General features: G+C 69.2%; 11 protein-coding genes and 1 pseudogene. 4 read left to right on the forward strand and 8 right to left on the reverse strand.

The window, feature by feature from the left end; translation table 11 throughout:
- Window positions 1-77 precede the first annotated feature (77 nt).
- Both ACWCO3_RS08425 and ACWCO3_RS08430 read right to left on the reverse strand, forming a co-directional pair.
- The gene (locus ACWCO3_RS08425) at window positions 78-1,430 is read right to left on the reverse strand and encodes an acetyl-CoA carboxylase biotin carboxylase subunit (protein ID WP_450009155.1); all 1,353 of its coding nucleotides are present in this window, start codon (window positions 1,428-1,430) and stop codon (window positions 78-80) included.
- Complete coding sequence (locus ACWCO3_RS08430; RefSeq protein ID WP_450009157.1) at window positions 1,427-3,136, reverse strand: acetyl-CoA carboxylase carboxyltransferase subunit alpha; 1,710 nt, start codon at window positions 3,134-3,136, stop codon at window positions 1,427-1,429. Before ACWCO3_RS08430 ends, ACWCO3_RS08425 begins: the two co-directional genes overlap by 4 nt.
- 260 nt (window positions 3,137-3,396) lie before the next feature.
- On the opposite strand from ACWCO3_RS08430, the gene ACWCO3_RS08435 reads away from it, so the two are divergent.
- From ACWCO3_RS08435 to ACWCO3_RS08450, 4 genes are all read left to right on the forward strand, one after another.
- Window positions 3,397-3,843 carry a flavin reductase family protein gene (locus ACWCO3_RS08435; RefSeq protein ID WP_145785571.1) on the forward strand — a complete coding sequence of 149 codons (447 nt, stop codon included), beginning with the start codon at window positions 3,397-3,399 and terminating at the stop codon, window positions 3,841-3,843.
- A 659-nt stretch (window positions 3,844-4,502) separates the two neighbouring features.
- Window positions 4,503-5,354: an AfsR/SARP family transcriptional regulator gene (locus tag ACWCO3_RS08440; protein ID WP_450009159.1), complete on the forward strand. Its 852-nt coding sequence runs from the start codon at window positions 4,503-4,505 to the stop codon at window positions 5,352-5,354.
- Between the two features lie 374 nt (window positions 5,355-5,728).
- The gene (locus ACWCO3_RS08445; protein WP_450009161.1) at window positions 5,729-7,147 is read left to right on the forward strand and encodes a family 43 glycosylhydrolase; all 1,419 of its coding nucleotides are present in this window, start codon (window positions 5,729-5,731) and stop codon (window positions 7,145-7,147) included.
- A gap of 26 nt (window positions 7,148-7,173) precedes the next feature.
- On the forward strand, window positions 7,174-8,829 hold the full coding sequence (locus tag ACWCO3_RS08450) for an RICIN domain-containing protein (RefSeq protein WP_423437716.1): 1,656 nt from the start codon (window positions 7,174-7,176) through the stop codon (window positions 8,827-8,829).
- A gap of 11 nt (window positions 8,830-8,840) precedes the next feature.
- Here ACWCO3_RS08450 and ACWCO3_RS08455 read toward each other — a convergent pair whose 3' ends face one another.
- The 6 genes and pseudogenes from ACWCO3_RS08455 to ACWCO3_RS08480 form a co-directional block, all read right to left on the reverse strand.
- Window positions 8,841-10,136 (reverse strand): GAF domain-containing protein, encoded by a 1,296-nt coding sequence (locus ACWCO3_RS08455; protein ID WP_145780217.1) that lies wholly within the window; start codon window positions 10,134-10,136, stop codon window positions 8,841-8,843.
- A gap of 191 nt (window positions 10,137-10,327) precedes the next feature.
- Window positions 10,328-11,251: a SpoIID/LytB domain-containing protein gene (locus tag ACWCO3_RS08460; protein WP_208744979.1), complete on the reverse strand. Its 924-nt coding sequence runs from the start codon at window positions 11,249-11,251 to the stop codon at window positions 10,328-10,330.
- Window positions 11,252-11,257: 6 nt separating this feature from the next.
- Entirely contained in the window at window positions 11,258-12,142 is an 885-nt protein-coding gene (locus tag ACWCO3_RS08465) for a peptidase inhibitor family I36 protein (RefSeq protein WP_358164852.1), read from the reverse strand.
- 34 nt (window positions 12,143-12,176) lie between these two features.
- Window positions 12,177-13,040 (reverse strand): peptidoglycan-binding domain-containing protein, encoded by an 864-nt coding sequence (locus ACWCO3_RS08470; protein WP_450009165.1) that lies wholly within the window; start codon window positions 13,038-13,040, stop codon window positions 12,177-12,179.
- 198 nt (window positions 13,041-13,238) lie between these two features.
- Window positions 13,239-14,105, reverse strand: a complete 867-nt coding sequence (locus ACWCO3_RS08475) for an NBR1-Ig-like domain-containing protein (RefSeq protein ID WP_450009167.1) — start codon at window positions 14,103-14,105, stop codon at window positions 13,239-13,241.
- Window positions 14,106-14,122: 17 nt separating this feature from the next.
- Window positions 14,123-14,216: pseudogene (locus tag ACWCO3_RS08480) on the reverse strand (response regulator); the annotation flags it as partial.

Here is a 14,216-nt window from a genome sequence, read left to right on the forward strand (position 1 = left end):
GGCCGCACGCGCCGGGCGACGGTGTCCAGGCTGTCGGCCGGTGCTCGAAGCCCGGTCGAGTACGTCTGGAGCGGCTCTCAGCGCAGTTGGTCGACGAGCGCGGTGCTGTGTGTCGCGGTGCGGAACGCGTCCGTGGCGAGCACGTCGGCGAGGAAGTCGGTCGTGGTGCTGACCCGTTCACCTGCGACGTGGAACTCGCCCAACGCGCGGAGCATCCGGGCGATCGCCTGGTCCCGCTGCGGCGCCCAGACCACCAGCTTGGCCAGCAACGAGTCGTAGTTGGGCGGGACGACGTACCCCTGGTACGCGTGGGTGTCCACCCGGACGAAGGGCCCGCCGGCCGGGATGAACTCGGTCAACCGCCCGGGGGTCGGCGCGAAGCCGTGCCGTGGGTCCTCGGCGTTGATCCGGCACTCGATCGCCACCCCGGAGAGCCGCACGTCCTCCTGGGTAAGGCGTAACGGCTGGCCGGCGGCGATCCGGATCTGCTCCGCCACCAGGTCCACCCCGGTCACCATCTCGGTGACCGGATGCTCCACCTGGATCCGGCAGTTGACCTCCATGAAGTAGAAGCCGCCGGACCGGTCGACCAGGAACTCGAAGGTGCCCGCGCCGACGTACCCGGCCGCGAGCGCTCCGGCGACCGCGGCCTTGCCCATCTGCTCCGCGAGACCGTCCGGCAGGTTCGGCGCCGGGGTTTCCTCGATCAGCTTCTGGTGCCGGCGCTGCACGCTGCAGTCCCGCTCCCCCAGGTGGACCGCGTGCCCGTGCCCGTCGCACAGCACCTGGATCTCCACGTGCCGGGCTTCGGCGAGGTACCGCTCCACGTACACCTCGCCGTTGCCGAAGAGCATCCGGGCGGTCGCCTGGGTGCGCCGGTAGGCGTCCGGGAATTCGGCCGAGGAGCCCACGACCTGCATGCCCCGACCGCCACCGCCGGCGGTGGCCTTCACGATCACCGGATAGCCGATCCGGTCGGCGAGCCGATGGGCCTCCTCGGCGGAGAGCGGGTCCAGGCTGCCGGGCAGCAGCGGCAGACCAGCCTCGGACATCAACGTGCGGGCCGACGCCTTGTCGCCGAGCTGCGTCATCACCGCGGCCGGCGGACCGATCAGCGTGATGCCCTCGGCGGCGCAGGCGTCGGCGAAGTCGGGGTCCTCGGAGAGGAAGCCGTAGCCGGGGTGGATGGCGTCGGCGCCGGTCATCCGGGCCGCCTCCAGCACGGCGGCGGCATTGAGGTAGCTCAGCTTCGGCGGTGCCGGACCGAGTTGCACGGCCTCGTCGGCCAGGCGGACGACCCGTGACTCCCGATCAACAGTGGAGTGCACAGCGACGCTTGCGACGCCCAGCTCGCGGCACGCCCGGACGACCCGCACCGCGATCTCGCCCCGGTTGGCGATAAGGACCTTGTGGAAGAGTCGGGCCGTCACGAGACCTCCTCCCGCAGCGGCCGCAGCCCGGTCTCGACGGTGAGCGCCGTTCCGAAGGCGTTGAAGCGTTCCCGCCGGTCGGCGACGAGAGCCTGCGGTGTCATGTCCGACAGTTCGCCGATGAGCGGAACCAGTGTCGCCCGCAACCGGTCGGCCGCGCGCAGTGGGTCCTCGCCCGTGCCACCGTCGGGCTCGGGGATGACGCCGTCGACGATCCCGAGCCGTAGCAGGTCCCGGGCGGAGCCGCCGAGCGCCGCGGCGGCCCGGGGAGCGGCGGCCGGGTCCTGCCACAGGATCGCCGCGCACCCCTCGGGGCTGATCACGGAGTAGACGCCGTTGCCGAAGATCAGCACCCGGTTCGCCACGGCCAGCGCCAGGGCGCCGCCGCTTCCGCCCTCGCCGATGATCACGGTGACGACGGGCACCCGCAGACCGGCCATCAGCCGCAGGTTCTCGGCGATGGCCACCGCCTGGCCGCGTTCCTCGGCGTCCGCGCCGGGATAGGCCCCCGGCGTGTCGACGAGGGTCACCACGGGCAGGCCCAGTTTGTCGGCCAGACGCATCAGGCGAGCAGCCTTGCGGTAGCCGTCCGGGCCGGGCATACCGAAGTTGCGTTGGTTCAGCTCGGCCGCCGTGTGTCCCTTCTGGTGGCCGATCACCATCACCGGTCGGCCGGCGAGCCGCGCCGTGCCGCCGACCACGGCGGGGCTGTCACCACCCGACCGGTCGCCGTGCAGTTCCTGGAAGTCGGTGAAGGCCATCGACAGGTAGTCCAGGGTGGTGGGTCGATCGAGCTTACGGGCGAGGCGTACCTGCTCCCACGGGTCGGACTCGGGGAGCAGACCGGGATCGCTGACCGTCGGCACCGGCTGGCCGTCGTGAGTCGCTCCACCAGGAGGTACGGCGACCGCCGCCAACAGCCGGGACAGCTCGGCACGCAGGCGGTCACGCGGGACGACCAGATCCACGAAGCCCCGCTCCAGCAGGAACTCCGCCGTCTGGAACCGTTGTGGGAGCACCTGGTGGATGGTCTGCTCGATGACCCGGCGGCCGGCGAACCCGAGCCGGGCGCCCGGCTCGGCGACAATGACGTCGGCCAGGGTCGCGAAGGAGGCGGCGACGCCACCGTAGGTCGGGTCGGTGATCAACGAGATGGTCAGGATGCCGGCGTCGTCGAGCTGCCCGAGCGCTGCGCTGGTGCGGGCCATCTGCATGAGCGCCAACGTCCCCTCCTGCATCCGGGCACCGCCCGAGGCGGTGGCGATGAGCAGCGGAATCCGCTCGACCAGCGCGGTCTCCGCGGCCATCGCGATCAGTTGACCGACACCGACACCGAGGCTGCCGCCCAGGAATCGGAAGTCCATCGCGGCGACGACGACCGGGTGGCCGTCGATGGCGGCCCGGGCGCACACGACGGCCTCGTCCAGGCCGGTCCGGGCCCGCGCGTCGGCCAGCCGGCGAGGGTACGCGACGGTGTCGACGAAACCGAGGATGTCCTCGGTCACGGCGGGGAACGGCAGCGGTTCGAGCGTGCCGGGATCGGCGAGTTGGTCGAGCCGTTCCGGCGCGGTGAGCCGTGCGTGGTACCCGCACTCGGGGCAGACCTTCCGGCCACGCGTCCACCGCTTGCGGTACAACGGTGTCGTACAGCCCTGGCAGAGCACCCACTGCGCCTCCTCGGCGCCACGGGTCGTCAATAGGGTCATCCGTCCTCCTCGGCAGACACGTCGTTCGTGCGGACGCGGCTGGTCACCAACGATGCGGTCCGCCGCTCGAACATCGGCCGGATTCGGATCGGGCCGCGTCGGTGGGAGTCGAGGCGGCATCGAGTGGTCTTCGAGGACGTGGGGGCACCGTGGACGGTGTTGACTCGCCGACGAAGGGCCGTGCCGTGACGCCAGTGCATTCCTCGGACCTGGATGAGACCACGCGGCGCGACCTCGACCGGTCGACCTTTACGGCGGCCATGTCGCGGTTCGCCTCGGGGGTGACCATCGTGACCACCGTCGACTCCGCAGGTGTCGCGCACGGCTTCACGGCCAGTTCCTTCTGTTCGGTCTCCCTGGAGCCGCCGCTGGTACTGGTCTGCCTGGCCCGCTCGGCGAACTCGTTCCCCGCCTTCGCCGACTGCGACCGGTTCGCCGTGAGCGTGCTGCGCGCCGAGCAGGCTGACCTCGCGATGCGGTTCGCTCGCAAGGGTGCCGACAAGTTCGCCCAGGGGCGGTTCGTGCTCGGAGCCGGCGGTGTGACAGTGGTGGACGGGGCGCTCGCGCTGCTGGAGTGCACCACCGAGCGCATCGACGAGGCTGGGGACCACGTCATCCTGCTGGGCCGGGTACGGCAGGCCCGGGTGGACGACGGCAAGCCGGCCATCTACTTCAACCGAGCCTTTGGCACCCTCGTCAACCCCTAGGCGATCCTCGACAGTGGCGATCGAGTCGAACCGGGTCCAGCGACGGCTGGCGTCAAGGCGTTTACCGCACCCGATCGGGTGGGTCGTACCTCTCGTGCTGTCGGATCGACGGCGTCGCGCTCCGGCGAGCCGGGGTGGTCAGGTGTGGTCCCGGGCCGTTGCCGCCCTGTTCAAGGCCGCTTTCGAGGCCGACTTCGGACCCTTGCGCCGCCACTGCCCACAATATTGTTACCGGCGCAATAATTGCCGGTAATAGCTGTTGCCCGACGACAAAGAGGGTCATCGCACCTAAACGGACATTGAGAGGTAACGAACTGTGTCGGGGCTCACAACTATCCCGCGATGGTCATTCGAAAACCAATCACCAACTGCCGGCTGTCCGATTGAAGGCACCAACAGAACCATTGACAGCGGTAGGTAGTAGTGATTGTGTACGCACGGTGAGCGCCGACGTCGATGGGGGGCCATCAGCGTCGATCGAGCAAGGGAAGCATCTCCCGTCACGCCACGGGCGGGGGCACGAATGACGAGTGCGATCTCGCACTACCGAGAGGACAAGCGACGGCAGCAGGTCGAAAGGCCGACCGAGGGAAATCAGCGGCACTGACGCGCGTTGAATCCCGACACGACGGTCAAGTAACAGTTCATCGGGGGGAAGAATGGAATTCCTTGTTCTCGGATCACTGGAGATAATCACCGACGGCGGCAAGACCATACTGCTCGGAGTATCCAAGATCAGTCAGGTCCTCGCCCTTCTCGTCGCCCGGGCCGGCGAGGTCGTCAGCGTCGACACGCTGGTGGAGGAACTGTGGGGGGATCGCCCGCCGAAGAGCGCCCTGACCACCCTCCAGACGTACGTCTACCACGCGCGCCGGATGTTCGCGCAGAACCAACTCACCGGGCCGGAACGCAACGTCCTGCTCACCCGACCACCCGGCTACCTCCTCGACGCCAGCGTCGACGAGACGGACGCCAGCCAGTTCCAACGACTGCTGCGCCAAGGCTCGGAGAGCTTCCAGGCCGAGCGGTGGGAAGAGGCGAGCGATCAGTTGCGCGCCGCCCTGGCCCTGTTCCGTGGCCCGGCATTCGCGAGCGTGAACCAGGGTGCGGTCCTGGCGGCACACGCGGCCAATCTCGAGGAGTTGCGGACCAGGGCGATCGAGCTGCGTATCGAGGCGCAGGCACGGCTGGGACGCCACCGCGAGATGGTTCCCGAGCTGCAGTCGCTGGTGATCGCCCGCCCACTCAACGAATGGTTCTACGGTCAGCTCATGGTGGCGCTGCACCGCTGCGGTCGACGCGCCGAGGCACTGGAGGTCTACCAGCGACTCCGCCGGGTGGTACGGGACGAGCTGGGCGTCGAGCCGACCGCCGAGATCCAACGGTTGCACCGGGTCATGCTGGAGCCGGTCCCGCAGCGCGGTCCGGAGGCGGCCGACGACTTCCGCGAACTGCGGATCGCGTACGGACTGGAGGACAGGCTGGTGGAGTTGGGCGCCGCCCCCCGGTGACGCGCTCGGCCGGGCGCCAATGACCCCGCTGGCCATCCCCGCGACGAAGCCGATGTGGCGGGGATGCCGGCGGTCCGCTGTTCGTCGAGCATGATCACCAAAGGGGCGCCGCAGGACCGCCAGACCTTGACATGCATCGATGTTAACGCGAACATTGTTTCGCCACCTCGACGTAACGCCACCGTCATGTCTCCCCTGCCCGCTCACGCTTCTTCCCGGCGGGATGCCGTAGGTCGACCGTCCCCGGGTGGCGTCGTCTGGACGCTCACCAACCGCACGGAGGACAGATGTCGCTGCCACTCCCCCGCACCGGTCCGGTCATCTGCCCAGCAGTCGGTTCCGCGCCAACCGGCCCCCGACGCCTACGGTCGGCAGTGGCAGCCGCGTTGGCGGTGCTCGCCGTGTCGGCCGGGCTGCCCGTGGCCGGGCCGGCGCAGGCCGCACCAGCCGTGAACTACACCAACCCGCTGGTCAACCAGCGGGCCGATCCGCACATCGTCCGGCACACCGACGGCTACTACTACATGACCGCGACCGTGCCGCAGTACGACCGGATCGTGCTGCGACGCGCGACCACCCTGCAAGGGCTGGCGACGGCGGCGGAGACGACGATCTGGAACCGACACACCAGCGGAGAGATGGGCGCCCACATCTGGGCACCGGAGATCCACTTCATCAACAACCGGTGGTACGTCTACTTCGCCGCCGGCCGGACCGACGACGTGTGGCGGATCCGGATGTACGTGCTGGAGAACGCCAACGCGAACCCGCTGAGCGGTTCATGGACCGAACGCGGCCGGATCACGACACCCTGGGACACCTTCAGTCTCGACGCCTCGACCTTCGTCGCCAACGGGGTGCGCTATCTGACCTGGGCACAGCAGGAACCGAGCATGCCCAACAACTCCAACGTCTACCTCGCCCGGATGGGCGCCAACCCCTGGCAGATCACAGGCACGGTGACCCGCCTCGTGGTGCCGACGTACGACTGGGAAACCCGCGGCTACCGGGTCGCCGAGGGACCGGCGGTGATACAGCGCAACGGTCGCATCTTCCTGACCTACTCGGCCAGCGCCACCGACGCCAACTACTGCCTCGGAATGCTGACCGCCTCCGCCAGCGCGAACCTGCTCGACGCCGCCTCCTGGAGCAAGAGCCCCACCCCGGTGTTCGCCAGCAACGCGGCCACCGGCCAGTACGGCCCCGGCCACAACTCCTTCACCGTCTCCGAGGACGGACAGAGCGACATCCTCGTCTACCACGACCGCAACTACCGCGACATCAGCGGCGATCCGCTCAACGATCCGAACCGGCGGACCAGGCTCCAGAAGCTGTACTGGAACGCCGACCGCACCCCGAACTTCGGCATTCCGGTGCCCGACGGGGCCACCCCGGTCCGGCTGCGGGCGCATGACCTGAGCGGCAGCTACGTACGGCACTACGACTACCGGGCCCGGATCGAGCCGAACGTGACCAACCTGGCCGACTCCCAGTTCCGCATCGTCAACGGCCTCGCCGGCGGCGGATCGGTGTCGCTGGAGTCGACCAACTTCCCCGGCTACTACCTGCGGCACCGCGGCTATGCGCTGTACGTCGAGAAAAACGACGGGTCGTCCCTCTTCGGCAACGACGCGAGCTTCCAACGCCGAGCCGGCCTCGCCGACAGCGCCGGGCTCTCCCTGGAATCGCAGAACTTCCCCGGACGGTACGTGCGCCACCGCGACGGGCTGCTCTACATCGAGGCCGTCAGTTCGACCGCCGAGCGCGGCTCCGCCACCTTCCACAGCGAATAGCCGCCCACCCCCAGACAGGAGGACTCATGCCTCTCACCACCAGAAGGCCGTCCAGCGCCGAGCCGGTCCGCCGTGCGGGGCGTACCGGCCTGGTGCTGGCCATGATCACCACGCTGGTCGGCGCGGCCGGTGCCGTACTGGTCGGCGCACCGCCGGCAGCTGCGGCGAGCATCGACACCAACGCCTCCTACGTCCTGGTCAACCGGCACAGCGGCAAGGTCCTCGACGTCCGGGACACCTCGACGGCAGACGGCGCGGTGATCCAGCAGTGGTCCCGTAACGACGGCGCGTGGCAACAGTTCCAGTTCGTCTCCTCCGGGAGTGGCTACTACCGCCTGAAGGCCCGGCACAGCGGCAAGGTCGTCGACCTCTGGGAGTGGAACACGGCCGACGGCGCCGAGTACCGCCAGTGGTCCGATCTCAACGGCACCAACCAGCAGTTCCAGGTCCTCGACTCGGACGGCGGCTACGTCCGGCTGATCAACCGCCACTCCGCGAAGGCACTTGAGGTGTGGGAGCGGTCCACGGCCGACGGCGGCCGGATCAGTCAGTACGCCGACCTCAACGGCCCGAACCAGCAGTGGCAGCTGGTCGCGGTGGGCGGCGGCAGCACGCCACCGACCACCGGCTGCGGCAGCGGGTCGACGAACGCCGAGGCCGTCCTGAGCGGGAGCACCTGGACGGCCCGCAACGGCTCCTCGACTGTCTACTCGGGCGGGGACATGGTGTCGGCGATGCAGGCGGCGGTCAACTCACTGTCCGCCGGTCGGACGTCCAAGCAGCGCGTGGTGGTGCGCGGCTCCGGGTCGATGAGCGCGGGTTCGCGGTTGTCGCTGCCGTCGTACACGACGCTGGCGGTGTGCGGCACGATCAACGTGACCGGGTCGGGTTCGGGCGACCAGGCGCCGGTGTACTCGCGCGGCACCACTGACGTCGAGGTGCAGAACCTGACGCTGACCGGGTCGCCGCTGTACGGGATCTTCATGCGCAACGTGAACAACCTGACCCTCGGGCAGATCGACATGCGGCTCTCCGCCGGCCTGGGCATTCGCATCGACAACCACGGTGGGGATCGGGCGGTCAAGGTGCGCAACGTACGTATCGACACCGTGTACGTGTCGGGGACCGGTACCCACGGGGTGGAGACGTACGGCGTGGACGGCCTGACGATCGGCACGGTCACGGCACGGAACACTCGGGACTCCGGGCTGCTGCTCAACGACACGATCAACGCCACGGTGGGCACCGTCGACGCGCAGAACGCCGGGGCAGGCACCGGGTACGCCGCGTTCCGGATGGCCAACCGCAACGGCCGGGTGGGCAACTCGTACCCGACCAACATCCGGGTCGGGAACGTGATCGCGTCCGGCGGTGGCCGGGGGATCTTCTGCGTGTCCGAGTCCGGTGGCGCGGTCATCGACCGGGTGACCATCTCGAACACGGGGAACAACTCGATCCTGGTGGAGAACTGCTACAACGTCGTCATCGCCGGGGTGTCCGGGACGGTGACGGGCGGCGGCGAGATAAGGATCGCGGCGCGAACGGAGTTCCCGATCTCCTCCGGCATCCGGTTCCAGAACCTGACCGTCAGCGGCACCAACATCACCCAGAGCCCGTGCGGTGGGGCCAACAACACCATCAGCAACGTCACGCGAATCAACTCGACGCTGACCTGGTGTTGACGGGTGTCGGATCAGCGGTTGAGGTAGGCGGCCAGGCCACCGAGTTCCTCGTTGGCGATGAACACCGAGCGCACGTTGAGGATGGCCTCCTCGACGTGCGCGGCACAGCCCCACGCCGAGTCACCCCACGAGTCGGCGATCTTGATCTCGGCGGCTGCCGTGCATCCGGGGGCATCACCGAGCTGGCAGTGCTCGGGATGGGGCTGGGCGGCCTGCGCGGCCGCGGCGGCACGCATCCGCGCCGCGAGTTCGGCGGAGGCGGCTGCGCGTCGCTCGGCCTCGGCGCGCAGCTCGCGCTCCACGCGTACCACAGTGGCCAGTTCGTCGTGTGCGGACCTGGCGCGTGCCTCGGCGGCCGCCTTCGCCTCCTCGATGTGGTGACGCTCGATGGCGAGCGCCGCGGTGCCGGCGAAGACGCGGATGAGAGCGAGGTCGGTGTCCTGCGGCACGCGGGGGGTGCGGTGGTACATGGCGAAGGTGCCCAGCAGACCGCCGTCGCGGGCCAGGATCGGCGTCGACCAGCAGGCGGCCAGCCCCGCCTGGTCGGCGAGCTGCCGGAAGTCGGTCCAGAACGGGTCGGCGGCGATGTCGGTGACGATGACCGGTTCCCGGCGATGGGCGGCGGTGCCACAGGAGCCGACGCCCTCGCCGGTCGCTATCCCGTCGATGGCCTCGTTGTAGAAGTCGGGCAGGCTGGGGGCTGCGCCGTGGCGCAGGTGTCGGCCGTCGGCGTCGGCGAGCAGCACGGAGACGAGCACCTCCTGCGGCGCCAGATTCTCGATGCACCGGGCCATCCCGTCGAGCACCTCGGTCAGAGGCGCCTGACGGGCGATCTGCTCCAGCAGGGCACGGTGTTCGGTCATCAGCCGTTGGGCGTGCTTGACCTGGGTGGTCTCCACACCCAGCACCCGGACCCCGATCACCTCACCGGTGGCATCCCGACGCGGCTCGTAGGAGACGTCGAAGAACGACTCGCGCGCGTGCGGACCGGCGCCCACCATGACCCGGACGTCACGGCCGACGTACGGCTCACCCGTGCGGTACACCTGGTCAAGCAGCGCGATGAACCCCTGACCGGCCAGTTCGGGCATCAGGTCCCCGAGGGGCACACCGGTGTGAGCCCGTTCCTGGCCGACGGTGTCGAAGAACGCCCGGTTCGCCGACTCCACCAGGTGTGCCGGCCCGGCCAGTAGGGCGAAGACGGCGCTGGACTGCCCGAACAGTGCCCGCAGGTCCTCCTCCGCCGCTGTGTGCCCGGCAACCGCCGGATCCGCGGCAGGCGGTCGGGGACTCGATACCGCAGTCATGTCGTGGTCCGCCTCGCCTCAGCTCCGTGGACAGATCGGCGACCCAAGTGCCGCTGGGCGCGACCAGTCGCCTCTGCCCATCGCGACTCGCCCGCCACCAACCTACGGGACGCCGCTGCGGTGCTTCCAGGAACATGGCCGCGCGCCACCCGCCGCAGAACTGCGGCGGGTGGCGCGGTCGGCGTGTGACCTCAGGAAAGAGCCACATCGCGGTAGTAGTAGCGCAGGATGGCCTGGTACGTCCTGCCCTCGTTGGCGAGATCGCGGGAGCCGTACTGCGACATCCAGTCCCCGTCCACCCAGCCGCCACAGGCTGTCGTTGTCGCGCAGTAGTGCGCCCGCAGGATGTTGCCGCTCCGGGTCATCCGGGTCGACCAGGTGCGGTCCACCGCGGCGGACGTCGAGGCCTGCGCCGACGACGGTCGGTAGACCTGGTCCCCGGTGTCGTCACGGACGTCGTAGCACTGCCCACCGGGGGTCTTGCGGGTCGAGTGCAACGCCCAGTACCAGGCGTAGCTCTTGACGGCGACGGCACCGGCGTCCAGCGAGGCGTTCGGCCAGCTGGTCACCCACTCGTTCGGGAGGACGTTCTTGACGTACGTCTTGAAGTCGACCCGGTCGACGCGACCGAGCCCGACCCGGTAGACCAGGATGGTGCTCGGCAGCGTGCTGTTGGTGCCGTCGGTGCTGCACCCCGTCGGTCCGCTCAGCAGTTCGTGCGAGGCGTTGTTGTTCTTCAGCGTGGCGTTGAGATTGCCCTTCGCCCCGGACGCGAAGTCCTGGCTCGCACCCGCGAAGTTGCTGTTGAAATAGACCCGCACGGTCTTACCGGTCCGGTTCCACACCGACGCGGCGTTGTTCTTGACGCACAGGCCCTTGCCGCTGCCCGCGCCCTTGAAGTCGTAGCAGGTCGGTTGGGTTGTTCCGTAGTCGTCCAGGGAGTCGCTGAAGTCGGAGACCGAGCCGGCCTGGTTGCTGTTGTAGTAGTAGCAGAACTCGCCGCTGTCGCAGGTTCCGTCGCGTACGGCCGCCGCTGCCGGCGAGGCGACACTCAGGATTGAGGTGGACATGGCGAGGACGGCGCCGACGACGGCGAGGCCCTGGCGAATATTCACGGCGTCCTACCTCTCGTTGTAGCCCTGGGCGTTCCAGAACGCGGTCGGGTCGGCGTTGTCCAGGGTGGGATCGCCGACGCTGACGGCCGCGTGGGTCTGCCGGCCGGCCCGGACCTCGACGTGGGTGTGCGCACCCGAACTGGAGGACACCCCGTGCCACGACTCATCGGCGATGATCTCGCCCTTGCTGATGGCGTCGCCCACGCCCACCCCGGACCTCGGTGCGGTGTGCAGGTAGATCACCGTCTTGTTGAGCGAGGAGTTGTAGACGGAGATCGTGGACAGGCCGCCGCTGCCGGTGTTGCCCCGCGCGACGTAGGTGACCGTTCCGGAGACCAGGGCGCGTACGTCCGACCCGACGCTGCGGGCGATGTCGATGCCCTCGTGCCGGCCGGGCGTCGTGGTGTACCCGTCGAAGCCGCACGTGACCGCGCCACCGCTGGCCTGGTACAGGGCGTACGACAGGTTCGTGCGCGTCGACGGCGAGAACTGGTGCGAGGCGTTGTTGTTCTTCAGCGTGGCGTTGAGGTTTCCCTTCGCACCAGCCGCGAAGTCCTGGTAGGAACCGGCGTAACCGCTGTTGTAGTAGACGCGTACGGTCTTGGTGCTCCGGTTCCAGACCGAGGCGGCCTCGTTCTTGATGCACAGGCCCTTGCCGGCGCCAGCGCCCTTGAAGTCGTAGCACGATGGCTGCTCGGTGCCGTAGTCGTCGAGCGAACCGGTGAAGTCCGAGACCGATCCGGCGTTGTCGCTGTTGTAGTAGTAGCAGAACTCGCCGCTGTCGCAGACCCCGTCTCGGGCAGCCGCCGACGCGGGCGATGCGACGCTGAGGATCGAGGTGGCCGCGGCCAGCGCGACGCCGACGGCGGCGAGGCTCTTACGGATGTTCATGGTGTCCTTTCCGAAAACGGTGAGGGGGTGCGGGTCACTGCCCGCGCTGGTACTGCTCCCAGGTCCTGATGGGGATCCGGGGGCCGTCGTCCGGGCCCTGGTTGGCCAGGCCGTTCATGCCGAGGTAGTAGTCCCCGACCTGGTGCTGCGCCTGGCTGGACAGGTCCGTGTCGTTGATCGCCGTGGCATGGATGTGCCACGGCCAGTCGCCCTGGCTCGGGCTACGCACCCAGGCGGCGAAGCCGACCTGACGGAGGGCTCGGGCCACGGCGGTGCGCTTGGCGACGGTCATGCCGGTGACCGCGATGTCCACCACGCCGCCGCCGTCGTGCGTACCGGCCGAGGTCGGGTCACCACCGGGGTTGTACGAGCCCTGTTCGAGCACCAGGGCGTACCCGAGCAGACGTTGGGCCTCGGTGAGCATGGCCTGCGTGCGGGCGTTGACGACCTGCCCGTCGCGCTGCACCTTGGCGCCCGGGCCGATCGGGTTGCCGACGGTGTACCGGTTCTGCCCGAGCTTGGTCAGCGACGTCGTGCCGGGCAGCCCGTTGGCGGCGAGACCGGTGTAGCCGAGCGAGCGCTGGTAGGCCGCGTACGCCGAGATGGTGACGGTGCCGAAGTAGCCGTCGACCCACTGCGCGCTGAGCAGGTTCCGGGCCTGGAGCGCCTGCTCGACGGCGAGCACGGAACTCTTCGCACCCGGGGTCAGCGTGTTGTCGGCGCGGCGCGGGTCGATCTGGGCGGCCAGGACGGTGGCCTCCATGTCCACCACCGGCAGCGCGGCGGTGGTGACGGCCCGCTGGGCGGTGGCGTCGGGCGTCGCGGCCGACGCGTGGGCCGGGACGCTGGCGGCCACACAGAGCGCGGCGAGCCCGACGGTTAACCAGGGACGGCGCAAGATTGATCCTCCTCGTAGGTGGTGAGTCGCGTTGGGAACGGACATCACAGTGCGAGGAGGCACCTGCTGTTCGGTACCCCGTTGGCCTGTCAGATTCGTCAGGTCGTCTTCGACCTGCATGAATGCGGTGTTGTCAGTTTGGGAGCGCCCGGGCCTGACATCGAAGCGGTCGCACCCCGACGCCGCTCAGGGACGCGTTCAGGCGGTGACGGTGACCATGAAATACACCGGCCGGCGGGTGGGGAAGAATTCCTGCCCGTTCTCGTCGACCATCTTCCAGCTGACCCAGCACTTCCCAGGACTGCTCGGCGCGGTGACCGGAACGCTGATCATCACCTGCTCACCGGGCGGTGTGTCGCCGATCGCCACCCGATCCGGCACCTGGCATCCGTCGGCGTCGGCGGTCGGGTTCGTCCGTGCCAGGTAACGGTTGTGCCAGACGACCTTCCCCACGTTCGCGAGGGCCCACACCTTCACGAACTGGGTGTTCACCTTCACTCGCGTGCCGTCGGGGATGGTGACGTCCGCGACGAACTTGCTCGAGTCGCCGGCGATCAACGAGTCCGAGAAGGCCGACGCCGACGGCGACGAGGCAGACGACGCCGATGTGACAGGAGTGCCCGAGCGGTCCGGCGACGACCAGTCCCGCAACGTCACGCCCAGGACGGCGACAATCGCCACCACCATCACCACCGCTGCGGCGGCCAGCCACGGCGAACGGCTCCTGCGCGCTCCGGCCTCCTCCTCGACGTGTGGGTACTCCGCGACCGGCAGGTCGCTGCCGTGATCCGCCGCCGACCCACCGTCGCCCGTCGCCGTGGCGCCCACGGTGGGCTCGGGTTCGACGTCGGCCTCGGAACCGGCGACATCCGGCGCGGGGTCGTCGTCCGGGACGCCGTGGGCCGAACCCGGGCGCTGCGCCTCCTCCCACCTCCGTCGCCACTGGGCCTCGTCCGCCTCACAGGCTCGGACGAACTCCCGCGTGGTCTCCCACGAAGGGAACCTGGTGCCAGCAGCGGCTTCGTGCAACGTCGTGTGCGAGATCCGGCCCGACCGTCCGGCCATCTTGCGGAAGGACGGGCCGGCCGGTCGGTCTGGATCCGACGGCACACCTCCAGGCCGTCGAAGCCGGGCAGCATCACGTCGAGGACGACGAGGTCCGGCTGTCCGGCGTGG

The sequence above is a fragment of the Micromonospora sp. NPDC002411 genome, from assembly GCF_053592955.1.

Coding starts and splice junctions, on each gene's coding strand:
- ACWCO3_RS08430 (WP_450009157.1), bottom strand. CDS start 3,136: ATGACCCTATTGACGACCCGTGGCGCCGAGGAGGCGCAGTGGGTGCTC.
- ACWCO3_RS08435 (WP_145785571.1), top strand. CDS start 3,397: ATGTCGCGGTTCGCCTCGGGGGTGACCATCGTGACCACCGTCGACTCC.
- ACWCO3_RS08440 (WP_450009159.1), top strand. CDS start 4,503: ATGGAATTCCTTGTTCTCGGATCACTGGAGATAATCACCGACGGCGGC.
- ACWCO3_RS08450 (WP_423437716.1), top strand. CDS start 7,174: ATGCCTCTCACCACCAGAAGGCCGTCCAGCGCCGAGCCGGTCCGCCGT.
- ACWCO3_RS08455 (WP_145780217.1), bottom strand. CDS start 10,136: ATGACTGCGGTATCGAGTCCCCGACCGCCTGCCGCGGATCCGGCGGTT.
- ACWCO3_RS08465 (WP_358164852.1), bottom strand. CDS start 12,142: ATGAACATCCGTAAGAGCCTCGCCGCCGTCGGCGTCGCGCTGGCCGCG.
- ACWCO3_RS08475 (WP_450009167.1), bottom strand. CDS start 14,105: ATGGCCGGACGGTCGGGCCGGATCTCGCACACGACGTTGCACGAAGCC.